Consider the following 25468-nt stretch of genomic DNA (forward strand, 5'->3'; position numbering starts at 1 on the left):
CTCACGCAATTGCTCCTCGCTCCAACGCGTGACACACGCATGCCCCTGACACAGGTTGTCCCAGAACGCCTGCAGATCGGCGCTTTGCGCGAACTGGCAGGACAGACCAATCACCGCGGCGCTGCTCTGCAGCGCGTCCGGCAGCGCCTCGGGCACCTGCTCTGGCGCGACCTCGTCCCGCTCTGGCAACGCCTGCTCGGCCTCGGTCAGGCGATCCAGCGCCGCCCCCAGTAGGGTGACCGTGGGATGCTGGAACAACAGCGTAACGGCCACCTTGCGCTGCAACTGCTGACTCAATAGCTGAGCCACCTGCACCGCACTGACCGAGTCACCGCCCAAATCGAAAAAGCCGCTTTCGTCATTTTCCAGGGGATACCCCAGAACCTGCTGCCAGGCCTGGCGCACCCGCTCCAGGGTATTGCCACGAACGGTCGGCGCGAAGGCTTCTACAGGGCTATCTGCTACGTCAGGCAGCACGCGCACCATCAGCGCCTTGCGGTCGATCTTGCCGTTGGCGGTCAGGGGCAGTGCCGGCTCACAGACGAACCGCTGAGGCATCATGTAGCCCGGAAGTTGCCTGGCCAGTTGCGCCTTGACCGTGGCGATCAGCGATGAAGCTTCAACTGCGCTGATGTCGGCCTGCAGGTACGCCACCAGGCCCCCGGCCTGTCCTTGCTTGTGCTGCTGGACAACGACCGCGCTCTGCACCGGACACAAATTGACGATGCAGGTTTCGATTTCTTCAATATCGATACGATGGCCACGAACTTTGATCTGTAAGTCCTGTCGTCCCAGGCAACGAATATCACCGTCTTCCAGACGCAACGCGCTGTCGCCAGTCAGAAACATGCGTTGTCCGGGATGAAACGGGTCGGCGATGAACTTGTCCGCCGTTTGCTCCGGCAAACGGTGATAACCCACTGCCACGCCGGCACCGGCAATCGCCAGCTCACCCGGCACGCCCAACGGCTGCAGGCGTCGATACTGATTGAGCACATGCAGTTGGGTGTTGGCAATCGGTCCACCGATGGTCACGCCCGTCGCCTGGTCCAGGCGCTTGGCACTGGACCAGATGGTGGTCTCGGTGGGCCCGTAGAGATTCCAGATCTTTGCCGAAGCCGCCTGAAACTGCTGCAGCAAGGCCATGGGCATGGCCTCTCCGCCGCATAGCACCTGCAATTGCGGGGATGGCTGCCAGCCAACCTGGAACAACAACTGCCAGGTGGTAGGAGTCGCCTGCATCACAGTGGGGCGGGTGTGTTCGATCAATGCCTTGAGACGCTCGGCGTCGCTGGCCACGGCAGCATCGCAGAGGACACATTCAGCACCGCGAATCAGCCCGAGAAACAACTCCAGCCCGGCAATATCGAAACTGAAGGTGGTCACCGCCAGCAGCCGGTCACGCTCATCGACTTCGAGCATCTGCGCCATGCTGTACAGGAAATTGTTCAACGCACGGTGAGGCACCATGACACCCTTGGGCTTGCCGGTTGAGCCCGAGGTATAGATCAGATAAGCCAGGTCATCGGCACTGCGGACCTTGATCTGCGGTAACTGGCTATCGGCATACCCGGCGATGTGGGTGCGCTGCTCATCCAGGCACAGCACCTCACAGGGCACCGACCAGTCGCGGCCGATACTCGACTGGCTCAGCAGCAGACACGCGTCACTGTCCTGGAGCATGTAGCACTGACGCTCAGCGGGATACGTCGGGTCCAGCGGAACATAGGCCGCGCCGCTATGCAGCACCCCGAGGATGGCCACCGGCAGGTCCAGGGAGCGCTCCAGGCAAATCCCCACCCTGGCGCCGACACCGATCCCCCTCGCGTTCAAAAAATTCCCCAGGGCCTTGGCTCGGTGCAACAGCGTGCGGTAATCCAGTACCTGCTGCTGATGCCTGAAGGCGGTTTTCTCCGGGTAGCACTGAGCCTGGTGCTGCACCCACTGCAACAGGCTCGTCACTACGGGCACCGCCACTTCACTGGCGTTGCAGCGTTGCATCAGTGCCTGTTCTTGCTCGTCCACGATGTCGTGATCGGCCACGCAACGCTGTGGATCGGCAAGCACGGCCTGCACCAATTGCAGGTAGTGCGCGAGCATGCGGCTGATGCGCGCCGGTGCGAACAACGCCGTAGCGTATTTGAAGTTGATCACCGTGCCATCGGCATTTTCGATGATCTCCAGCTCCAGCTCATACTCCCCCTCCTGGCGCAGTTGCTCGAGCATGGTGATGCTCAGGGGCTTGATGTATTGCTGCTCCAGGTGCTGCAACCAATGGCTGCTGGCGAAGTTCTGATGGGCGAACGCCACGTTGAATAACGGGCGCTGTCGATGATTGCGCGGCACCTTAAGTGCCTTGAGCAAGGTCGGGAACGGATAGTCCGCATGGTCCAGCGCATCGAGCACCGTCTCCTGCAGGCGGTGCAGGTAGTCAAGTGCGGGGGTGCTTTCGATGCCACGGCTACGGATCGGCAGCATGTTCATGAAATAGCCGATGCTTTGTGCAAAACGTTCTTCGGGGCGGCCCAGGGTCGGCATGCCGACCACAATGTCCTGCTGCTGGGTGTAGCGGCTGAGCAAGCCGTTGAAAACTCCCAGGAAAAACACTGCCCTGCTCAAGCCATGCTCGCCACAAAAAGCCTCTACGCGCTCGTTCAGGGCCTCAGCCAGCGGCAGACGAAGGCTGCTGCCTGCGAACGACACCGAGGGGCCGCGAGGAAAGTCCGTGGTCAATTCAAGGGGCAGCGGCACCTGATCCAGGGTTGTTTTCCAGTAGTCCAGCAGTGGCGCCGCTTCCGCCTCTTCAAGCCTGGCGCCTTGCCAGGCAACAAACTCGCCAAAGTGCGCCGCGGGCGGCTCTACCCGCGCCGGCGTACCCTCGGTCAGGCTCTGGTAGGCATCGAACAGGTGCCTGAGAAACACCAGTGCAGAGGTGCCGTCGAAAATGATGTGGTGAACTCGGAACAGGCACCACCACTGGTCAGCGTCGCCTTTCAAGACATGACCATCGATCAACGCCGGCCCTTCCAGCGCCAGCGGCTGTTGGCTCAGGCCGTGCAAGGTATCGAGCACCTGTTGCGAGGGCATTGCCCCCACGTCCTGTAGCGTCAGACTGAACTGCGAGACGGCCTGAGGTTGCAGACACAGCTCCCCTTGCGCCTCGTGCAGCCGGCTGGTGAGCAGCGGATAGGTGCCCAGAACCTGCCGGTAGGCCTGTTGCAGCGCCGCAAAATCCAGAGGGCGCGCACAACGAAAGCACAACGGGATCTGATAGGCGGTGATCTCCGGCACCGTCTTGTGCAGTGCCCACAAGCCCTTTTGCCCGGCCGACAGGGTCAGCGGTTCGCTGGCGAACAGCAGGTTCTTGAGTTGTGTGGTGGAGATTTCTCCCGCTTTGTACGCGGCCAGAAGCTGTTTTTGGGTAGCGGCTGCATTCATTTCAACAGCTCCTTAACGTCGTCGAGGGATTTCTCTTGGTGAATGATCTGGTCGAGCATGGCGATCACCTGGGCGTCCTGAAACGCCGCAAGATCTCGACTGGCTGCCGGGGCGCTAGCTGGTTGTTCACGGATGTGCGCGATAAGCGCGTGCAGGGTGGGGTTTTCATGGAAGGCACGGGCCGACAATCGCACCTGGAATCGCTGCTCCAGCGCATGCGCAAGCTTGATGGCAAGCACCGAGTCCATACCGTATTGACGCAGTGGCCTGTCCATCGACAACTGGGCGGCACTGAGGCCCAGGTGCTGTTCGATGAACGTCAGGATGAAGGCCTGTAGATCGCTTGGCGGGCGGGCGTCATCCGCTGGCGCTGCCTGCACATCGGCCATGGTGACAGCGGACCAGCACGGGGTACGCAGGAACACAGTCAGCGGCAAGCCGATACGCCGCCCTGCAAGCATCGGACACTCGGGTATAGGCAAACCGCTCACCCAGCTGGCGGCCAGAGCCTGCAACGCTGTGCGGTTGGCAGGTTCAGGCCATTGCACAGGTGCCAACGGCGGCACCATCTGGTCCTGACCGCGCGCCCCCTGGGCACCGCTATCGAACTCTTGCAGAACGCGGCGCAATTGATCCCGCGAATCCACGACCCAGGCCGCACGACACTCCAGCGCCTCGCGCCCGCGCATCAGCGTGAAGGCGATGTCCTCGACGCGCAGCGAGGGGTCATCGTCTATCTGCTGCAGCAGTGCGTTGACAAGACGCTCCAGTCGCGGCGCATCCGGCGCTGATAGCAGGATCAACTGTTCGCTGGGAGCCTCGGAGGTTGCCTCGAGGGCTGGCGGCGCCTCTTCAAGCACTAAACAGGCGTTCGAGCCATTGATCCCGGTGGTACTTATCATGCCGCGCCGACGCTCGCCGGCAGCCACCTTCCAGGGTTGAAGAGCCAGCACCGGAGCCACTGCGGACGACTCGAAGCCGATGTATTCGTTGAGCTGCCGCAAGCCCTGCAAGGCCGGCTTGCCGGCATGCCGCAAAGCCATGAGCATGGCCATCAGGTCAACGCCACCTGAGGCCGCGAAACTATGGCCCAGCAACGGCTTTATCGAAGTCAATGAACAGGGCTCGCCCTGGCCCGGGGTAAATACTTGCTGCAAGGCCTGGACCTCGACCGGATCCCCCAGAGGCATGCCGATGCTGTGGGCCAGAACCAGTTGCACCTGCCCAGGTTCAAGCCCGGCGCGATCCAGAGTCTGGGCAAACAGTTCAGCCTGGCGCAACGGACTCGGCGCCATCAGGCCGTTGGTCCGGCCGTCGTAGTTCACCGCGCTGCTGCGAATCACCCCGTAAACCCGGTCGCCATCGGCCAGCGCCTGTTCCAGAGGCTTGAGGATTACCGCGGTCACAGCCTCGGCCGGCACCAAGCCGCTGGCGTTCTGATCGAACACTCGGCACGCAGGCTCCTGAGCAAGCGGCATGACTTCGGCCAACGTCCCCAGTTCTTTGGAGGACACCATCAGGCTGACACCACCAGCCAGGGCCATGGTGCACTCCCCCAGTTGCAAGGCGCGACAAGCCTGATGTATCGCCACCAAGCCCGAGGAGCATGAAGCGGTCAGGCTGTAGTTGGGGCCCTGCAGGTCCAGCGCATAGGCAATCCGCGCCGACAAGGTGGCATTACGGTTGGCGTTGATCCGTCCGCACTGGGCCAGTTGCTCGCCGTAGAAACTCTCTTCGGCGCCGACAAACACACCGCACTGACTGCCGCGGATCGATTCTCCCAGGTAACCGGCATCTTCGAATGCATGCCAGGCCGCTTGCAGAAACAGACGCTGCTGCGGATCGATCACCGCCGCTTCCTGGGGTGAGATTTCGAAGAACAGTGGGTCAAAGCCCTCGACATCATCGATGAAGCCGCCGTAGAGCTGGGACTGCGTGGCGAAACCAGCGCTGTCGGCGCGCAAGCCGCGGCACGCCGACGCCGCCTGAATGGCCGAGCGGCCTTGCGTCCAGTTCTCCCATAACTGTTCCACGGAGTCGGCACCGGGAAAGCGCCCACTGATACCAATGATGGCAATCGGTTCATAACGCTCTGGTGATGCTACGGCTGCCGTTTGCCCCGCCCTTTGCGGCTGCCGCCGTTCTGGCGTGGCCTGGCCCTGAGGTATCAGGGTGTGCTCCAGAAACGCAATCAGGTCATCGGCGCTCGGGTGGCCGAAAAACGTCGCGGGGGTCAGGTTGCATCCCAGCAGTTGGCTCAAGTGCTTGCCCATCTGCGCCAGCTTGATCGAGTCGAACCCCAGCTCAGTCCAGTTCAGATTCGTCCTGATGCGCGCCACCGGCAGTTTCAAGTGTTCCTCAATGGCCTCAAGCACCTGTTGCCGCAGGGGTTGCCCATCCCGCGCCAGCGTTTGTGGCACCAGCGCTGCGGGGGGCTCACTGACGATGGACGGCGCCACGGGGCGGTGCCCCTGCAAACGGCGCTGCAATGGATTTTCACTGCCCACCAGAACGATGGCCTGAGGTACGCCTGCGGCCAGAACCTGTTCGAATAGCGCCAACGCATCAGCGCTCTCCAGGTAGTCCTGACCGCTGCCGTCCAGATAACAGCGCTCCTCGCGACGACTGTTAAGGCCCATCGCGCCGTCGCGCCATAACGGCCAATTGATGACGATATGGCGTGTCGAACTGTCCCTGTCCTGCGCGTTGGCCAGAGCGAAAGCGCTTTGATAACGGTTCGCCACCGCATAGCTGCAAGAGCCGAAGTCCCCCAAAATGGCCGACGATGAGGAGAACTGCACATGCCAGGACAGCCCTTCGTTTGCAAAGACCCTGGCCAACACCCGCGTGCCTTCAACCTTAGCTGCCAACACGCGCTGGAAATCCGCCAGGTCGATCCCCTCCAGCGTGGTACTGGGGGCGACGCCCGCGGCATGAACAACCCCGTGAATCGCGCCAAAACGTGCCTTGGCCTGCTGCACCGCACGCCGCAGGCTGATTTCGTCGCTGACCTCGGCCTGCACGTACAGCACCCGCCCGGCGCCGTGGTCCAATGCCTCCACTTCTCGACTTAACGTCGCTGTCAGTGGCGAGCGTCCAGTGAGCACCAGATTCGCGCCCTGCTCGTGCAGGCGACGCCATAGCAGTTGGGCCAGCGCACCCATGCCGCCGGTGATGAACCAGGTCTTGCCGGCCTGTTCGATGGGCGGGCACTGGGTCAGCGGCAGGGGTTCGATGATTGCGACATGACGTGTGTCATCTCGATAGAACACGCTTTCATCGCCACCGCCCTGCACTTCTGGCAATGCGTAACGGGCAAACCAGTCGGCCAGCGACAAGTCACTTGAGCGCTGAGAGTCCTGGCAGGCCAGCAGGCTGACCCGGGTCTGTGGCAAGACCATGGGCAACGAATGCACAAAGCCCATCCAGCTGTCGATCTGGGGCTGCCATTTCGGCTGCGCATAGCGTGCCAGCAACCACATGCGCGCCACAGGCAACGCGGTCGCCAACAGGGCCTGGAAGCTGTAGAGCAGGCCTTGATAGCGTTCACAGTAGTAAAGGTCGCAGGCACCCAGGGCGTGGTAGCAGACATCCACCGCGGACCAGCGTTGGCGAACCTGGGCAAAGGCGGCGGTAAATCCTTGCAGATCGTCGCTGGCAACCGCCAGCCCATTGTGCAAACCGGACGCCTCGCCTTCGCAGACCAGGAACATCAGCTCACAGCCTGGGTGTGCTTGCTCGATCAATGGCTGCAATGCTCGAGCATGTTCGTCATGGTCTACCAGACACAGAACTCTACGGGCCTCTGTCTGCGGCGAAGGGGCCGGCAGTGGTTGTGGCGACCAACACTCACGGTAGGTCAAAACCGGCTGTCGGGGACGCTCCGGCTGCCGATCAATGCCGCAACTGGGGGCGGGCGCATGGTCGCTGACGGTGGGCGTCAGACGGCGCAGGTCATGGCTCGGCGCAAGCCAGTAGCGCTCACGACGAAACGGGTAGCTCGGCAGGCTCAGGCGTTGCGGTTGCCGGACATGGCAACCGACCCACTCTACGGGCTCGCCCTGCACCCAAAGGTCAATCTGCTGTTGCAGGGCCGCCGCCGGCCAAGGCGCCTGGGCGTGCACTGCTGGCTGCGTTGGCTTGGCGCGTGATGGCCCATTGGCACTGGTCAGCCAGCTCAATTGCGCCCAGTCGATCCCAAGCACCTGCTCCAGGCACTGCCCCAAGTGGCTCATGTCCCGGACGATGAAGCCCAACCGCCAATCGAGAGTCTCGCGGCCAGTCTGCAAGGTGAATGCAAGGCCGGCCAGGTCAGTGTCCTGGAGCTGTTCACGGTCCAGATGGCGTGACAGATCCTCAACCCGCTGCCTCAGTTGCTCGCGACTTTGCGCCGACAGCACAATCGCGCTGGCGGGCGGACACGGTACCGGCAGTGGCGGCTGATCATCTTCGGCCAACAACAAATGAGCGTTGGCCCCTCCGGCGCCGAAGGAGGAAAGGCCGGCAATGCGTGGCAGCAACCAGGTAGTTCCCTCCTGATTCCGGGTCCGGCGCTCCCAGGGCTGCGCGGTGTGCACCAGGCGCAAGGGGGTCTGGGTAAAATCGATCCGTGGATTGCCCGGTTGCGCATGCAAGGTCGGCGCTAGCACGCCGTGTTTCATTTGCAGCAATATTTTGCTCAGACCGGCCATGCCCGCCGCACTTTCGGCATGGCCAATATTGGACTTCACCGACCCCAGCGCACAGGTCTGGCCTGCCTCGGCCAGCGCAGCATAGGCGCCGACCAGGCCCTTGATTTCAATGGGGTCGCCCAAGGCGGTCCCGGTTCCATGGGCCTCAATGTAACTGACATCCTGTGGGGCAATGCCGGCCCGCTCCAGGGCCTTGAGCATGACCTGGGATTGGGCGCGCGGGCTCGGAACGGTGTAACCCGAGGTACGCCCGCCTGCACCGATCATGCTGCCTTTGATCACCCCGTAAAGATGATCGCCGTCTGCCCTGGCCTGCCCCAGGGATTTGAGCATCACCACCCCTACGCCTTCACTGGCGACAAATCCGTCCGCGTGATCGCCAAAGGCACGGCAGGCATCGCCGTGGGAAAGCATCTGCATGAACGACAGGCTGGAAAGGTGCACCGGATCGGTAATCAGATTGACCCCGCCTACCAGGGCGCTGCTGCAACTGCCGCTACGAACACTCTCAACGGCCAGGTGCAGAGCACTCAAGGACGAAGAGCAGGCGGTGTCCAGGGCGACGCTCGGCCCGCGCAGATCAAACACATAGGACACGCGATTGGCGATCGACCAATAGCGCGACACCAACGGATAGTCACTGTTCATGACCCCGACAAACACCCCGACTGCGCCGCCTTCAGACAATGCCTTGGGGGTGTAGCCAGCGTCCTCGATGCAGGCATGAGCCTGTTGCAGGATCAGCCGCTCCTGGGGGTCCATCAGTTCAGCTTCGGCCGGGGAGATATGGAAGAAAACCGGATCGAACTCGTCATGCCCCTCGATAAATCCGCCCCAGCGGGTGTAGCAGCCACCAATCCGCTCGGGATCGTCACAAAAACCGATGCGCCAGTCCCAACGCTGGGCAGGGATTTCTTCGATGCAATGCACCCCGTTAAGCAGGTTGTGCCAGAACGCCGGAAGATCCAGCGCCTGGGGATAGCGTCCGGCCATGCCGACAATCGCAATGTCGTCGTCACGGTTGATCGTCAGCATCGGTAGCGGCGTCGCCTTCATCGGCTGGACCGGCGGCGGTGCAGCCGCCAACGGTGGCGCTGCGACCGCCGTGCTCGCTCCCCCCCCGGGGGCCTCGGCGCACAGTGCGGCGCAAACATCGGCTTGCTCAGTCAGGAAGTACTCGGCCAGTTCGTCAATGGTCTGGATATCGAACAACAGACTGCCATCCACCGCGCCGAACAGCTCGCCCAGCGCATTGGTGATGTACACCGCCGAAATAGAATCGACGCCGTAACGTACCAGTGGCGTGCGATCATCGAGCTCCTCTAGAGGCACCTCCAGTGCGCGGCTGACCAACGCCCTCATGCGTGACACCGTATGGGCTCGCAAGTGCTCATCGGACAGATGCTCAGGCGGGCTCATCAACGCTTGGGGCTGCGCACTCACCTGAGTGTCGAAGTAGGCGGCGTAGACCTGCGGATAAGCCGTAAGAAAATGCTCGGCCAACTCCTCGATCGTCTGCAGATCAAACAACAAGGTGCCATCGACGCTGCCGAACACTTCACCCAACGCGTTGGTGATGTACACCGCTGAGATCGAATCGACGCCGTAACGTACCAATGGCGTACCGACCTCCAGTTCTTCGGGTAGCACTTGCAGTGCTGTGCCGACCAGCTCTTTCATATGGGCCAAGGCCTTGCTACGAAGATCGAGCGGTGCTGAGGCGACCGGCGTCGGCACCATCGGTCCCGCCCCTGCTGGCGTGACCTGGGGAGCCGGGTCAGCAGGTACTTGCGCCGGCGGCGTAGCGAACCCATCGAGGCCCGTCGGCAACAGTGCTGCCAACTGTTGCTCGGCACGAGCCAGCACCCTGTCCACATCGCTTACCAAGGGCTGCCCGGCGCCGATCTCCAGTGCGCTGTCAAGCACCATGCCTGGCATCACACTGAGTCTGTTGAAGTCGAACATACGGATAAAGCCCAGTTGCGCCAGCGAACTGCGTAACAGGAATTCGACCGCGGCGACGCCATCGGCCGTATCGATGCTGGCAACGCCGATACTGGCCATGCGCTGACGATAATGCTCAGATGCGCCGGCCCCAAAGTCGCCCCAGTAGCCCCAGTTCATGACCTTTACCGGAAACCGGCACACATGGCGCAAGTGCTGGGCAAACGCGTCCTGGAACACCGAGCCTGCGGCGTAGTTGCTCTGCCCTGCGGTCTTGAGGAAAGCCACCAGGGAAGAGAAGAACAACATGAAGTCGAGCGGCTCTTCACCGAACACTTGCACCATGTTGACGCTGCTACTGACCTTGGCCCCCAGTACCCTGGCAAAGGTCTGCTCTTCCATGGCCAGGACACTTTGATCCTGCAGCACAATCGCCGAGTTGATCACCCCGTGGATCTGCCCAAAGCGCTGTTTGATCTGCCGATGAGCCTGGGCCAGAGCCGTTGCGTCGGTCGCGTCGGCCTGGAGATAAACCGGTGGATGAGGCAGGTCGGCGAAGTGTTGCAGTTGCTTGGCGATGCCCTGCTCCAGTGGCCGCCGACCCAGCCAGATCACCGTCGCTTTGTAGCGTGCAATCAGGTAACGGCTCAGGGCACTGCCGATACCACCGGCACCGCCGATAATCACGTACACCCCGTGTTGCCGGAACGCCTGTGCCTGATGCGTTAGCGGCTCATGGCACGCCAACAGGCACTGCTGATACCACTGGCCGTCACGCCAGGCCCAGGTTTCACCCTTGGCATCAAAGGGCAGCGTCAACAACTGCTCCAGCGGCCAGAAGCGCTCAGCGGCCAGATCCACCACGCGCAAACGCCACTGGCGCATTTCCTTGGCCAATACCCCTGCCAAGCCGTGTACCGACGCATGGGCAGCGGCCACTGGCTCGCCCTCGTGAACGGCCTGGGCCTGGCAAGTCACTAGCGTCAACGCCAACGCCTGCTGCTGGTAGCCGTGGGCCAAAAGCGTCTTGATCCAGCGGAACAGTCCAAGCACTCCGCTTTCCTGGGCTTGGCTCAGATCACTGGCAGCGCTGGGCGCAATCCACAGGAGCTGATCAAATGCCCCCACACGGGCCAGCAAGCGCTCGCAGGATTCGCGGCTCTGCAACTCCTGGTGGTCGGCATAAACGCGCTGTGGCAAGAGCCTCGACAGCTCGGCCTCAATCCCTTCACGGCTGCCAATCTGCAACACCAGGCCCGGAGCCGATTCGGGCTTGGCGCTCCACTGACGCACGCGCCAGTCCACGGCCAAGAACACATTGCTGCCCGAGACGCGGGTATCCGTCGCGAGGTGACGCGCAACGGGCTTGGCCGTGGAGAAATCCTTGATGGTCAACGCGCTGAACAAGGCACACAGTCGCCCGTCATCGTCGAGCAACTGAATATCGAAAACCTGGCCGCCCTCCTCCGCCGAGCGTGAAACGATGCACCACATCTGAGCCGTGCAAGGGCGGTGCAGATCGACCCGTTCCAGGGCAAAAGGTACCGGTACGCCAAGGCTGTGACCGCCCCCCAGATAGAAGCCGATGATGGCCTGAAACGCACCATCGGCCATCGACGGATGGAGCTGATACTGGCTGTGGAACGACGCCATGTTCAATCGCGCCACGACCTGAGACTCACCACAATGCAGGTATTCAATGCTCTGATGACTGGGTCCATAGGCCAGCCCCAGGTCAGCGAAGTGACGATAGCAGTCCACCCCTTCATAACGCTGGTGACAATGTCGGGCTATAAAGGCCGGAACATCCAGTGCGGGTGGCGCTGGTTGTTGCAACTTGCCGATCACGCCTCTGGCGCAGGCCAGGTAGCCCCCTTGCCCATCGCAGCTTTCAATGACGAATGCCTGGGTACCTGGCTCCCGGGCAGTCAGGGTGATGCGTGTGTCGAGTGCTGCGCCAGTGACCTGGGCCGGCCTGGACCACAGCAGTTTGTGCAAGCTCAACGGCACTTGATCCGGCCACAGCACTTCATGGGCTGCTCTGGCCATCTCCAGATAAGCCACCGCAGGCAATATCAGGCTGCCGTTGACCTGATGATCGGCCAGGAATGTTTCCTGGCCGCTGAACGTCGAAGAAAAGGCCGAGCTGCCGGGCTCCCGTGACCCCAGCAAAGGATGGACTGACGCGGCCATCTGAACAGGCGACGCGCTGGCCTGACGGCTATCGGTCTTCAGCCAGAGCTTGTTCCGGGAAAACGGATAGGTTGGCAGGCTGACGCGGGCTGGGCGCTGGTCGCCATACAGGCTGAGCCAATCGACATCCGCCCCCTCCAACCAGGCACCGAGCCATTGCTGGGGATCGGCCGTGCCACCCTCGACTGTCAGCGGCACGGCCGAAGCCGCAGCGCCCTGCACCCGCCCCAGCCGGATGGGTCCCTGTGGCGACTGGGGCGCGGCCAGAAAACCCTCCAGTGCGTCGATGGCCGCTTGCCGATCCCGGGCTACGAAGCCAAGCCGCCAGTCGAGGGCCTCACGCCCTACTTGCAAGGTGTAGGCACAATCAAGCAGGGCCTGGGGGGTGGCGGCCCCACCCGCCTGGAAAAACTCCAGCAGGTGCCTGGCCTGAAGCTGTAACGTTGCCTGATTGGTGGCCGACAACAGCAGCACCGGCACCACCTGCGATGGTGGTTGTGCCGCCACCTGCGGCGGAAGGTACTCAGCAATGATCAGGTGAGCATTCGAACCACCAGCACCGTATGACGACAGGCTGGCCAGACGCGCACGCTCTTGCCCTCGCTCATCGATCGCACGCGGCCAGGGTTGTAAGTCGCGCTGCAGGTAGAACGGCGAGTTGCTGAAGTTGAGATCGGGACTGACTTCGTTGGCATACAAAGAAGGCGCCAACTGGCAATGCCTGAACTGCAGCAGGATCTTGCTCAGCGCTGCCACACCGGCGGCGCTTTCACCATGGCCGATGTTGGATTTGACCGAACCGATGGCACAGAACTGCTTGTCCCGGGTATAGGCGCCAAAAGCGCTGCTCAGGCCTTGCAACTCCACCGGATCGCCCACCGGCGTGCCGGTGCCATGGGCTTCGACATATTGGATCTGCCGTGGGTCGATACCCGCCTTGTCGATGGCTTCCTTAATCAGCGCCGACTGCTGCTCGGCATTGGGTACGTAATAACCACTGGAATCACCACCGTGATTGATCACGCTGGCCTTGATGACCCCGTGGATCTGATCGCCATCGCGCACAGCGGCCGCCAAGGGCTTGAGCACCACGACCCCGACACCTTCGCTGGGAATGTAGCCATCCCCACCGCGGGCGAAGCTGCGGCAATGCCCTTGTTGCGAGAGAAACTTGTTGTCCTTGAGCAAACGATACTTGTTGGGGTGCAGGGACAGATTGACGCCGCCAGCCAACGCCACCTCGCACTCGTGCAGTTGCAGACTCTGGCACGCCAGATGAATAGCGGTGATCGAGGAAGAACACATGGTGTCGAGGGTCAGGCTAGGGCCATGGAAACCGCAGAAGAAACTGACCCGGTTGGCGATGGAGGCCGCCACTGCACCACAGGCACCACTGTCGCCGATCAATGAAGCTTCGACACCATAGAACTGATACTCCTGGTACATAGCCCCGGCGAAAACCCCTACCCGGCTCTGCTGCGTGGGGTCATTACCGCGGGACCTGCCCAGTGTCTGACGGGTGTAACCGGCGTCTTCGATGGCTGTGTAAGCACACTGCAGGAACAGTCGCTCCTGGGGGTCCAACTTGACCGCATCACGCGGAGCAATGTTGAAGAACAGCGCGTCAAAACAATCAGCATCCTGGAGGAATCCGCCGCGAATTTCGCCAAAACCCTGCAACTGCGGGTGACCGGCCTGCCATCGATCTTCGGGCAGCCCACGGATACAGTCACGCCCCGAGGCCAGGTTGCGCCAAAACTCGTCAAGGTTTTCGGCCAAGGGATAACGACCGGCGACGCCGATGATCGCGATGTCCTGAAGCGCTGTCCGAACAACGCCAGACTGTTGCTTCTCAGGAAAAACTGCTGATGTATTCATAGTGCCACCCGAAAATGATGCAAATTGTGGGAGGTTGAAATTTGCACCGCGCACAGGCCGCCTATACCACTGCCGCGCTAGTAACAGGCGGTATCCAGAGGCAGGCTTATCAGGGGATGTGCTTGCGGTTTCGCTGTATCAACCTCTCGGCATGAACTCAGCCAGCCATCGAAGGCTCCTGCGCCCAGTGATCGAGGACCTTGAGTTCGCCGCGCTCCCAGGCCTGACGACAGGCTTTGCGACGAACCTTGCCACTGGAGGTACGCGGCACCTGGCCAGGCGCCACCAGCACTACGCTTTGCGGATTGATCTCGTGCTTCATCCAGACTTCCTTCTGGATTTCCATCATCACGTCTTGCAGGTCACCGTGACGCTGAGTGCGCTCCAACTCGGCGACGATCACCAGTTTTTCCTGAGCATCATCTTCGCTGACAAAAGCCGCACAACCGTTGGCGACCACTCTGGGCTGGCTGCTCACGATCGACTGCTCGATGTCCTCGGAGTAAAAATTGCGTCCGGCGATGATGATCATGTCCTTCAGGCGACCGGTCACATACAGCTCCCCTTCATGCAGGAACCCAAGATCACCGGAGCGCAGGAAGCCCCTGGCACTCTCGTCGCGCACCGAATTGAAGGCATGCTGGCTGGCTTCTTCCTGTTGCCAATACCCCCTGGCGACGCTGGGGCCCGATACACAGATCTCACCGACGCAACGCTCGGCCACTGGCAAACCAGTGTCAGGATCGACTATCAACAATCGTTGCTCGCCGATAACCGGCCCGACACTGACCAGGGACCGCCATACCGAGCCGTTCTGTACCTGCGGCGTATCAAGGCGCTGATGGATGATCGCGTGTTTTTCATCCTGCAGGATCTGACGGTCGGCCAGCAGGCTGGAAGGTTGTTTGTTACCGGCATAACCGGTAACGATCAACGTGCTTTCCGCCAGCCCATAGCACGGAGCAAAGGCTCGCGGATCAAAGCCGCTGACAGCGAAACGTGAAGAAAACTCGACCATGGTCCGCGCCCTGACCGGCTCGGCACCGTTGAAAGCATGACGCCAGCGGCCAAGATCCAGCGTTGAGAGCTGTTCCGGGGTAATCCGCTGACAGCACATGCCGTAGGCAAAGTTCGGTGCGCCACTGATCGTGGCGCGATAGCGGCTGATTGCATCGAGCCAGACGAAGGGACTATGGGCAAAGGTCTCCGGCGGCATCAACACACAGGGATAACCACCCACGACCGGCGCGAGCAGCCCTGCGATCAAACCCATGTCGTGATAAGGCGGCAACCAACTGACCATAACTTCGCCAGGCTTGCCTCCCAGCCACTGGTTGAGCATCCCCAGGTTGTGCTCAATATTGCGGTTGGAAACCATCACGCCTTTGGGATTGCCCGTGCTGCCCGAGGTGTACTGCAAGAATGCAATGTTCTCAGGAAGCTGCGCCGCGGGCTCTGGCAAGGCACCGGCATATTGCTCGCAGGCATCGAGCGTCAACAAGGACGAGGCAGGCACCCCCATCTCGGAGAAAAACGCCCCGTAGCGCATCACGCCCTTGGCATTGCACAGCGCCAATGATGCTTGGGCATCGTTCAAAATGCTGACGACGCGGGAAACATGCAAACGATTGCGCGGCGGAAACAAAGGAACCGCTACCGCTCCGGCATAGAGACAGCCAAAAAATGCAGTAACGTACTCCGCCCCTGGCTGGCACAGAATCAGCACTCGGTCTCCAACACCGACTCCGGCTACCTGGAGCATGGCTGCCACCCGACTGGCGGCACGCTTGAGTCCGAGGTAATCCAGAATCTGCTCGGAGACTCCCTTGGATGACAAAAACTCGAAGGCCCGTTGCGAAGCAGAGGTTTTGGCACGTTCGCAAAGCTTATCTATAATCGAACTCATATGTTTCACTCCCTTAAAATCACTATTAAGTAGTTTCTTTCGACACACATGATAGTTAGTGCCAAACGCCCAAAAACAACGCCTGTACCTCAAGGTTGATTAGCGATCTTTATACTCGCCATGACCGAGGTTACAGGCCACCGGAACATTAAAATTAACGACTCAGCACGTTAACCAGAAAGCCCCGAGAAACCTGGACAACTCAATTTAGCTTCCTGCTTACGAGAAACACCGCACTGATTATCTAAAGCAGGCCACTCTCAGAAAACCCCAATCTCGCCCCCAAACACACCGTTCCAATAGCCACGCAAAATGGATGCCCCCATGAGTCAGCACGGATTTAGATTAGAGCCCCAATCGAACCAGCCAAAAAGTTAAATTTATAGCAAGGGTAAGCACAAGTGCCTACCGAAAGAAAAAATCCTACGACTGTGACACACAAACAACTGCAACGGATAAGGGGGACAAGTGAGATAAAAGACCAACCAACAGCGGCAATATTCACTGAGAGGGTGACATATCGAGAGCGATGGCTTATCGCCACAATCCTCATTGAAACCTTAATTCCCTTGGAGACCGAGAGCCCCGCAATGCCGCAGCAGATAGTCTAACAGGGCCACATTAAGGAGCGTTGAATCCTTCCACGCCGCCACTTCTATACCATAAAGTCTCTATTCAGAACGAAATCTGCACGATGGGCGCCGACAAACACCTCAATTACTTTTCGAGGCGCTATCACCAAAACCAAAAGCCAATCTCGCACAGAGACAGTCCGGTGGAAAACATTGCCCACCCCTGAAAAAACATCCGTGCATATTTCACGCCCCCTGCAAGATTAGACTCGAAACTGCGACCACCCTCCTAAAAATCACAACCAATCAGATAACTTACATGCTCCACCAACGAAACAAGCCTGATCATTGGTCTCTTGAATCCTAACAAAATAAAAAAACAAGACCTTATACAAATAGGCGTTTTTTTATCACTTTTCTAAAACAGCACGACACCAACTTCCAAGCCCCACAAGAGCGCCCGATGACTTTATCGAGAGCTCCGACTTAATGAACATTACGCCTGTGCACTCAGCAGCAATTCCTTGCCCTGCCTGGAACGACTGGGCGTACAGCCAAATCGGCGTCGATAGCTGTGAGTAAAGTACGACTGACTGGAAAAACCACTGGCCATCGCCACATCAACAATACTCAGCTCGCTGTTGAGCAATAGATGATGAGCGTGCAACAGACGCCTTTCGCTGATCCAGGCCCGCGGAGAAACGCCATACACCACGCCGAACAGCTCCTTGAATGTTGTCAGCCCCACCCCGAACTCTCGGGCAAACTGGCTAAGCCGCCACTCCATGAGAAAGTACTGCTCCATAAACAACTGAAGCCGCTCGACATGCCTGTTAGTCTGCTGGCGCAGCAATGACATCAACTCAGAACCCTGGGAACCAAAGACAAACAGTATCAATAACTCTTCAACCTTCAAGGATGCCAGCATCGGAGGATGCTCATGCACAAGCAGATTCCTCAAGCTCTTGACACAATCGACGAGCAGTGGACTATTAGCAAAAACAATAATATTACTATCCGATCGCTCTTTACGCTCCAAAGTACTAAGTAATGCACCAAAACGCTGAACAAAGTTCTGTAAAAACTGATCCGGCAGTGAAATCCACAACAATTCACTCCTATGTTCCTCAGTACTAACTAGATAACTTCCACGCCTAACAAATAGTAACTCTCCCGCTTCAAAGCGCCTAGTAACGCTGACATCCCTTATCGTTAACCCGCCTTTCAGCAAAATATAAATACCTTCCACAGAAGTGTAGAGCGACTGAAAGGCAGGAATACACCACCTACACGGAGACACCTTTGGTTCTAGCGCGTTAGCATCTTGCATATTATTTTTACCCCAAACCTGCACTGCACGCCTATTCCGCTATACCAGAACAGCTCGCCCACAAAAATTCTGTGCTTTTTTTACAGAGCATCATTCTTCCAGGTCAAGTAGCTTTTCGCCCCGAAACCAACAGTTTAGAGCAATAGCTCTTATCTATTCACAAAGAGCTTGATCACCATGGACCTGATCACTGCAAGCCAACTGCCATTTGAACGGCACAGTAAAAGCTAACAATGAGGCCTTAAAGAGACTGCCAAAGCACATTAAATATCAAGCCAGTCAGAGTTAGCAGAAGCGCCCTCAGCAAGACCAACCAAAACACTCTGAAATGAACAATAGATTTCTCTCGCCTGCCGAATGCTAACACGCAGGCGAGCAAGATTTTGTCACTGAGAGCCATATATTTTTAAAAAAAAGCCACTCTAGGCACTAAGATTTCCGCTTGGAAAGCACATATCCCCATACAATTTTATATTACAATTTCAATTTAACGCTCGACACTCAGGATTTTCTTATCGATCACTACAGCCAATCTATTTAAATCAGTCGCCAAACCACTAGACAGAGTCGCTATTTTTACTTTCTATGGTGAGCAGAGCTTAGTCCGTTATCGCTAATTAACGGCTTATCCATTTGCGAAAACTGGCTCATGCGCGATTTCGATATAAAGGCTCGTTTACTCCCTCTAAGCCGAAAGCCATGCCGGACACTTATCATCTGCTCGACTCACCATGCAGCCCCTCAATACCCACCTGCCGCCGCGACATCCATAGGTCATCCCATGGGTATTGCATAGGCCAGCTTGACCACTAATTATCGATCTTCTCCAACTCAGTGCTTAATGATATGAACCAGATGAATATCGCCAGCGTCGACCTCAATCTGCTCAAGGCTTTCGAAGCCCTACATGACGAGTCCAGCGCCAGCCGCGCGGCCCTGCGCCTAGGAGTGACCCAATCGGCCATGAGTGCGGCCTTGCGCCGCCTGCGCGAGTTGTATGGCGATCAATTGTTCGTTCGCACCGGCCGCGGCCTGGCGCCGACTCTCAAGGCCAATCAATTGAAGCCGGTGGTCACTGAGGCCCTGAACAAATGCCGCCAGAGCCTGGCCATGGTCGCCCCGGACAGCGCCGACTATCAGGGACGCTCGGTGACGGTCGGCCTGTCGGATGATTTCGAGATTGCCTACGGCCGACGCCTGATCGAAGCCGTGGCCCGCCGCGCGCCCAAGTTGCGACTGATCTTCCGCCAGACCCACAGCCAGATCGTCGCCGAGGCGCTGTTGCAGCGCAGCGTCGACCTGGCCATCAGCGCCGGTGGCTTTGCCGAGCGCCTGCTCAGTCGGCAGGTGCTGGGGGAAGGCGACTACCTGTGTTTGGCGGACCCGGCCAGCCTGGCCCCCGGGCAACGGCAGATCGACCTCGAAGAATTCGTTCGGCGCGAACACCTGCTGGTGTCGTCACAAGGGTTTATCGGCATCACCGATGAAGGATTGGCGAATCTGGGACTCAGTCGCCAGGTCTGCGCCTCGACCACGCATTTTGCCGCTCTGCCCTTTCTGCTCAAGGGCAGCCAGGCGGTGGCGACCATTCCCGCCCATGCCGCGCGGCGCATCGCCGAGTTCACCGGCCTGCAACTGCTGCCCTGCCCCCTGGCGCTGCCGCGCTATCCGATCGAACTGGGCTGGCGCACCAGCCCGCAGATCGACCCGCTGCTGGTGAAGGTGCGTGAAGCGATTGTCGAGAGTTTCGCGATTACTTGTTCGCCGCCATCAGCCGATTGACTTCACTGCGCACCATGTTGGAGTACTCCGGCGGCGACATGCCGTCCAGTTCTGCACGAACCCACTCGGCCCATTTGCCCTTGCGCTTGCCGCGCTCGCCGAACAGCCGTGCCGCCTCGCCCTTGGCCTTGCCCAGGTTGCTCTGCCACAAGTCGAACAGACGGGACTTCTCGTCCTCGATGGCGGCGCGTTCGGCCAGGGTCTTGTTAGCCAGATTGAAACTCATGGGAAATTCCTGCTGCGTAAAATAGGCGCCATCTTACACTGTAGGGGCTGAGGGTTTTACTCAAGGGTGGCGAGCAAGGCGCAAAATGGCTGCAACTTTTGCCCCCGCGCCGAACTCCATTGCTTGCCACCCATTCACCTGTAGCCGCTGGCAAAGGCAGCAATCGGCCCAGCAACAGAGGCTGGCGTTGCACCAGCGGCGATATTTCCAAGGAAAAACTTCATGGCTCGTAAATCTGCCGCGCAAGCGGAAAGCGATCAAATCAAGGACCAGGCCTTCAGCGAACTGCAGGCGCTGATCGAAGAATCGGAAAAGCTGCTCAAGGGCAGCGCCAGCCTGGTGGGCGAAGAAGGTGAAAGCTTGCGCCAGCAAGTGAGCCTCAAGCTCAAACAGGCGCTGGAATCGGTCAGCAACGTGCGCGAGCGCAGCAAACCGGTGGTGGATGCCACCGAGCAATACATCGGTGGCCACCCGTGGCAGACCGTGGCCATCTCCGCCGGCTTTGGCCTGGTGGTCGGCCTGTTGCTGGGCCGGCGTTCGTAACCGCCCCCCGCTCCAGGGCCAGGCGCACCAGTGGCGGCCTGGCCCTTTTTTCGTTTCAGTCCTGCGCCAGCGCCCGCAGCTGCTGCAGTTGCTCCACGCCCATGGCGATTCCATTTTGCAGCGAGCGCTCGCGCTGCTGATGCCGACGATCCCCCGGTAAACGCTTGAGTCCCACCGCATGCATCTGCCGCACCAGTTCCTGACTGCGCTCGGCGAAGTTCTGTCCGGCAGCCTTGCTCGGGTCGATGACGATCAGCAATTGCCCGGTCCAGGGCGTCTTCGCCCCGGGGTGATTGGACCAGTCGAACTCGAAGGAAAAGTGACCTCCGGTCAGGGCCGCGGCCAGCAACTCCACCATCATCGAGAGGGCCGAACCTTTGTGGCCGCCAAACGGCAGCAAGGCGCCCCCTTCGAGAATCGCCTTGGGGTCCTGGGTCGGCTGTCCCAGGCTGTCGACGCCGATGCCAAGGGGCAAGCGCTCGCCCTTGCGCGCGGCGATCTGCACATCGCCGTGGGCGATGGCACTGGTGGCGAGGTCGAAGACGATCGGCTGGCCCTGGGCCTGGGGGGCGGCGAAGGCAATCGGATTGGTGCCGAACAACGGCCGGTCGGCGCCGTGGGGGACGACACAGGTCATGCTGTTAACCACGCTCAGGGCCACCAGCCCCTCTTCGGCAAAGGGCTCGACATCTGGCCAGAGTGCGGCGAAATGGTGCGAGTTACGGATCGCCAGCACCGCGATCCCGGCGTTGCGGGCCTTGTTCACCAGCAGCTCGCGAGCGGCCGCCAGGGCCGGCTGGGCAAAGCCGTTGCCGGCGTCGACCCGGACAAAGGCTGCCGCAACGTCCTCCACCACAGGCACCGCCCGACCATCGACCCAGCCACTGGCCAGGGTCGAGACATAACCGGGAATACGGAACACACCATGACTCTGGGCACCGTCGCGCTCGGCAGCGGCGCAGTTCTCGGCCAGGCAGCGGGCCACTTCGGCGCGGCAGCCATGGCGCAGGAAAATCGTCTCCAGCAACTGCACCAGAGCGGGTAGAGAGAGGTATTGGCAGGGCGTTTCAACAACCGGGGATGATGCAGACATCTGAAGCTCCAGAGTAATTATTGGAGGGGGCGACAGCATGTGACCCGTCGATTAAACAACGGCGACTGTTGGCCCTGTCAACCCGATCCCATGGGTTGCAGGGAAGGTGCCAGTGTTGCTGACACACAGACACTGTCGTCAGGCTTGCCGATTTGTAGACACTTTCGATACACAGCGTGTTTTCAAGGCGTGGCAGATGAAAATAAGTTCACTTTGATGCGCATTAGCCATGACGCCTGTTCTACAAGCCTTACGGCGGAGGGTAGAATGCGGGAAATCAGGAAGAGTCAATGAGCGAACAGATCCTCTCAGAAGCCGAATACGACGCCATTACCCAAGCTGCGGCGCAATGGTGCATGCGCCTGCATGAAGCCGACTGCAGCGATGCGGAGCGTCTGGCCTTTCAGCAATGGCATGATGCCGACCCCCTGCACGCTTTCGAATACGAGGCGATGCGGGAGATATGGGAAGTGGCCGATCAACTGCCTCCCTCCACACTGGCACCGACTCCGGTCAAGCTTGCCCCTCGACGCACCTGGCAACATTACGGCGTGGCCGCTGCCGTCGCCCTGTGCGCCCTGCCCCTGGCCGCCTACAGCGGCTGGGAGCTGGGCTGGCTGCCGTCGTCCTACGAACGCTTCGAAGCCGGCGACAGTCTGCGCAATGTGACCCTGGCCGACGGCAGCCAGGTGGAACTGAACCTGGGCAGCAGCCTGACCTACAGCAACTACAAGGATCAGCGCCGGGTCACTCTGAAAAAGGGTGAGGCGTTCTTCAGGGTCAGCCACGACAGCAGCCATCCGTTCGTGGTCAAGGCCGCCCATGGCCAGGTCAAGGTCACCGGCACCCAGTTCAACGTGTGGATGTATGAAGATCAGGTACGGGTCACCCTGCTCCAGGGCTCGGTGCTGGTCACCAGCAATACTGCCCTGCCCGGCGAAGGCTTCCGCCTGGAGCCGGGCATGCAGGCCCGCTACAAGGATGGCGACTACGCGCCGCAGATCAGCCAGACCTACAGCAACGACAGTTCTCTGGCCTGGCGCAACGGCAAGCTGGTGCTGGACAACCTGGCCCTCAGCGATGCCCTGCCGCTGATCAATCGCTACCTGGACACCCCGGTGCAACTGGCTGACAACTCGACCGGCAAGATCCGCGTCGGCGGCATCTACAACACCCGGGAGATCAAGAGCCTGCTGACTTCGCTGCCCAAGGTGCTGCCGGTCTACCTGACGCGCAATCGCGAAGGCAACCCGGTGATCAACTCGTTGCCTCAGTCGCCGCCAAAAAGCTGAAGGCCGCCCCGTTGCGGGGGCGGCCTCGATTCACTTCAACCGCTGACATCCACTACTTGAGCAATGGCTGCCAATCCCGCCGTGGCTCCTGGATCAGTTGCGACTGATACTGGCCATCGGCGCGGATCTGCGCTTCGGTAAAGGGCAGCACACTCCACTGATTCCGGGCAAAGGCCTCGGTCTGGTCGCGAAAGTGCGGCGACGCCGGATCGCTGGACAGGGAAAACGCCAGCAGCCCGAGGGCTCGCGGCCCCTGCTCGTCGAAACTGACCACATTCAGGTAGCTGGTGCCGCTCACCACCTCGCGCTTGCCGTCGGCACCCGGCACGCTCTGGATAGCGTTGTACACCCCCAGGCTTTCCGGGCCGCCAGGCACCGGGGTCGGCCGCCCACCCTGGCTCACCTGCTGGATATCGCCCCAGCGCACATCGGCGCCCAGCCCGGCCTGCTCCACTTGCTGCGCCGAGGCCAGCATCGCCTCACGCAGGGCCTGGGCCACTGACGGACGGCTGATGGCCAACCCCCGTGGCGTGTGCTGCGGGTCCTTGGGGTCGAAGGCCACACGCCAGATGTCGGGACTCTGCAGCAACGGCTGCATGATGCCCTGGAAGTGCACGAACCCCAGGCCCGTCTGCAGCCCGGCACTGCGATCCCAGGACTTGAGGCTGGCGCACAGCGTGGCCAGTCGCCGGGCGTCGGAGCCCAGGTCCTGCGCGCAGAATTGCAGCAGGTCCGGCATCACCTGACCGGCCAGGTACACCTGATCATCGGTGACCATATGCTGCAGATCGCTGACCTGGGCCTTGGGCATCCGGCTCAAGCGATCCAGGGCGAAACGCGCGCGCATCTTCAGGGGCACATCCTGCTGGCTGATCACCGGCGAGAAGCCCTGCAGCGGCGCCGCCGGGTTGACCATCCAGGCCGAGTCATTGGAGTGCTGCAAGTAGTCGTTGCGGGCCAGTTGCGGCAATTGGCCGGCGGCGAAAATACCCGGCTGGGCCGCCGCCGGGTCGATATCCCAGGCACAGGTGCTGCGGGAGCCGTCGAGGACGATGACCTGAGTGCCGATCCGTGGATCGCTGCACTGGGCCAGCTTGGCCTGGGTGACGTTGGGCACCACCGACTGGTTCATGTAAAGCGCACGGCCCTGGTCGTCCACCGCCAGGGTGTTGACCCAGGGAATGCCCTGTAACTGATGCACGCTGTCTTGCAGGCCGGTCACGCTGTTGGCCTGGTTCATCGCATACCACTGGGCCAGTACTCGGGTGTTGTCGAGGTTGGCATCACGCAGGCTGTAGGCATGTTCGCGGTCCCAGTCCAGTTCCCCAGGCCACTGCACCACCGGGCCGAAGACCGAGCTGTAGAGCGTCCGCGACTGGCTGTGCAACTGGCCATCCTGGCCTTTGACCTGCACCGTGACCGTCTGGCGCTCCAGGGGTTGGGAGCGACCGTCCAGCAGATAGCGGGTCGGGTCCTTGGGGTCCAATTGCAGGCGGTACAGGGTGAAATGCTTGGACGCATCCACCGTGTGGGTCCAGGCCAAGTGCTGGTTGAAACCTATATTGATCAGCGGCAGGCCCGGCAAGGCCGCCCCCATCACATCCAACTGACCGGGAATGGTCAGGTGCATCTGATAGAAACGCATGGCGCCGATCCAGGGGAAATGCGGGTTGGCCAGCAGCAGGCCGCGACCGTTGAACGAACGCTCGCTGCCGATGGCCACGGCATTGCTGCCACGGTCCAGGGCAAAACCTTGCTGGCGGACTGCTGCCAGTTGCCAGCGACGTTCGCTCAGTGCCGCCTGGGCGGTGACGCCCGGCGGCGTGGCTCCCGCCAGGGCCTCGGCGAACTGACCGGCGCCGCCTTCCACCAGCAAGCGCCGAGTCAGCTTTACCAGGTCCGAGGTAGCCAGCGGCCGTACCCAGTCGCCCTGGCACTGCTCGGGCAGCCCCTGGCCCCGGCGCTCCGCCAACTGGCGGTTGTAGCCCTCAACATAACCCTGCATGCGCTCACGCACCGCCGGGGTCTGTGCCTGCCAGAAGCCGGCTACCGCCTGGGGCGTGTTCAGCCAACTGAAAAACACATCGCTGCTCAGGTTGTCCCGTTGCTCCAGAGTCTGGCCTTCGGCACCGAAGTACTTGGCCCGCTCGGCGTTCACCGTCAGCACTTCATTGGCCATCAGGCACAGATTGTCCTGGGCGTAGGCGTAACCGATGCCGTAGCCCAGGCCGCGCTCGTCGCTGGCACGGATATGCGGGACACCAAAGCTGGTGCGGCGAATCTCGGCACGGGTCTGTTCAGGCTGCGCCAGTGCGTAGGCACCGCAACTGAAACTTAGAAACAAGGCTGCAAGGCAAAAATGCGGTAACTGCCTGGAAATGATCACGCCGACTCCTGATGCAAAAATACAGAACCAGGACTGGTGTGCAGGAAGGGTTTGGCAACGCCGCCAGTCTGGGAATCCAGCCGCGCACGGATCAACCGACGCCTGCCTGACCCTATGGACGAATCAGCGCAGAAAAAATTACCCCCAAGAGGTCGGCACGGACCGGCCAATGACATGTCAGCAACTTGATACCG

10 protein-coding genes (1 of these 10 running past the window's edge) are annotated in these 25468 nt (G+C 60.4%); 3 read left to right on the top strand and 7 right to left on the bottom strand.

All coding sequences use genetic code 11. The annotated features are described in order from the left end of the window. The 4 genes from P7C00_RS17175 to P7C00_RS17190 all read right to left on the bottom strand — a co-directional run. Window positions 1-3438, bottom strand: the 5' portion of a protein-coding gene (locus P7C00_RS17175) for an amino acid adenylation domain-containing protein (protein ID WP_404936926.1). The gene continues 11307 nt to the left of window position 1, outside the view; 3438 of the gene's 14745 nt are visible here — the first part of the coding sequence; its start codon is at window positions 3436-3438; the stop codon falls past the left edge of the window. Continuing rightward, complete coding sequence (locus P7C00_RS17180) at window positions 3435-14144, bottom strand: SDR family NAD(P)-dependent oxidoreductase (protein WP_404936927.1); 10710 nt, start codon at window positions 14142-14144, stop codon at window positions 3435-3437. Before P7C00_RS17180 ends, P7C00_RS17175 begins: the two co-directional genes overlap by 4 nt. A 157-nt stretch (window positions 14145-14301) precedes the next feature. Further along, the gene (locus P7C00_RS17185) at window positions 14302-16050 is read right to left on the bottom strand and encodes a fatty acyl-AMP ligase (RefSeq protein ID WP_404940026.1); all 1749 of its coding nucleotides are present in this window, start codon (window positions 16048-16050) and stop codon (window positions 14302-14304) included. Window positions 16051-17118: 1068 nt separating this feature from the next. Beyond that, the gene (locus P7C00_RS17190; RefSeq protein ID WP_404936928.1) at window positions 17119-17952 is read right to left on the bottom strand and encodes a helix-turn-helix transcriptional regulator; all 834 of its coding nucleotides are present in this window, start codon (window positions 17950-17952) and stop codon (window positions 17119-17121) included. An 846-nt stretch (window positions 17953-18798) separates the two neighbouring features. Between P7C00_RS17190 and P7C00_RS17195 the strand changes: the two genes are divergently transcribed. Then, complete coding sequence (locus P7C00_RS17195; RefSeq protein ID WP_123725290.1) at window positions 18799-19734, top strand: LysR family transcriptional regulator; 936 nt, start codon at window positions 18799-18801, stop codon at window positions 19732-19734. On the opposite strand, the gene P7C00_RS17200 is transcribed toward P7C00_RS17195, so the two are convergent. Continuing rightward, a complete protein-coding gene (locus P7C00_RS17200) occupies window positions 19706-19960 on the bottom strand; it encodes a hypothetical protein (protein ID WP_011061196.1) in 255 nt (84 codons plus the stop codon). The genes P7C00_RS17195 and P7C00_RS17200 overlap by 29 nt on opposite strands. A gap of 222 nt (window positions 19961-20182) precedes the next feature. Between P7C00_RS17200 and P7C00_RS17205 the strand changes: the two genes are divergently transcribed. Continuing rightward, complete coding sequence (locus tag P7C00_RS17205) at window positions 20183-20503, top strand: YqjD family protein (protein ID WP_123725292.1); 321 nt, start codon at window positions 20183-20185, stop codon at window positions 20501-20503. A 55-nt stretch (window positions 20504-20558) separates the two neighbouring features. On the opposite strand, the gene P7C00_RS17210 is transcribed toward P7C00_RS17205, so the two are convergent. Next, window positions 20559-21596, bottom strand: coding sequence for an Ldh family oxidoreductase (locus P7C00_RS17210; RefSeq protein ID WP_404936929.1), 1038 nt, complete (start codon window positions 21594-21596; stop codon window positions 20559-20561). Between the two features lie 290 nt (window positions 21597-21886). Between P7C00_RS17210 and P7C00_RS17215 the strand changes: the two genes are divergently transcribed. Beyond that, window positions 21887-22888, top strand: coding sequence for a FecR family protein (locus P7C00_RS17215; protein WP_404936930.1), 1002 nt, complete (start codon window positions 21887-21889; stop codon window positions 22886-22888). Between the two features lie 52 nt (window positions 22889-22940). Here P7C00_RS17215 and P7C00_RS17220 read toward each other — a convergent pair whose 3' ends face one another. Beyond that, window positions 22941-25274, bottom strand: coding sequence for an acylase (locus P7C00_RS17220; RefSeq protein WP_404936931.1), 2334 nt, complete (start codon window positions 25272-25274; stop codon window positions 22941-22943). Between the last annotated feature and the right edge of the window lie 194 nt (window positions 25275-25468).

This window comes from Pseudomonas sp. JDS08PS003 (assembly GCF_045013505.1).
GTDB classification, from domain to species: Bacteria; Pseudomonadota; Gammaproteobacteria; order Pseudomonadales; family Pseudomonadaceae; genus Aquipseudomonas; species Aquipseudomonas protegens_B.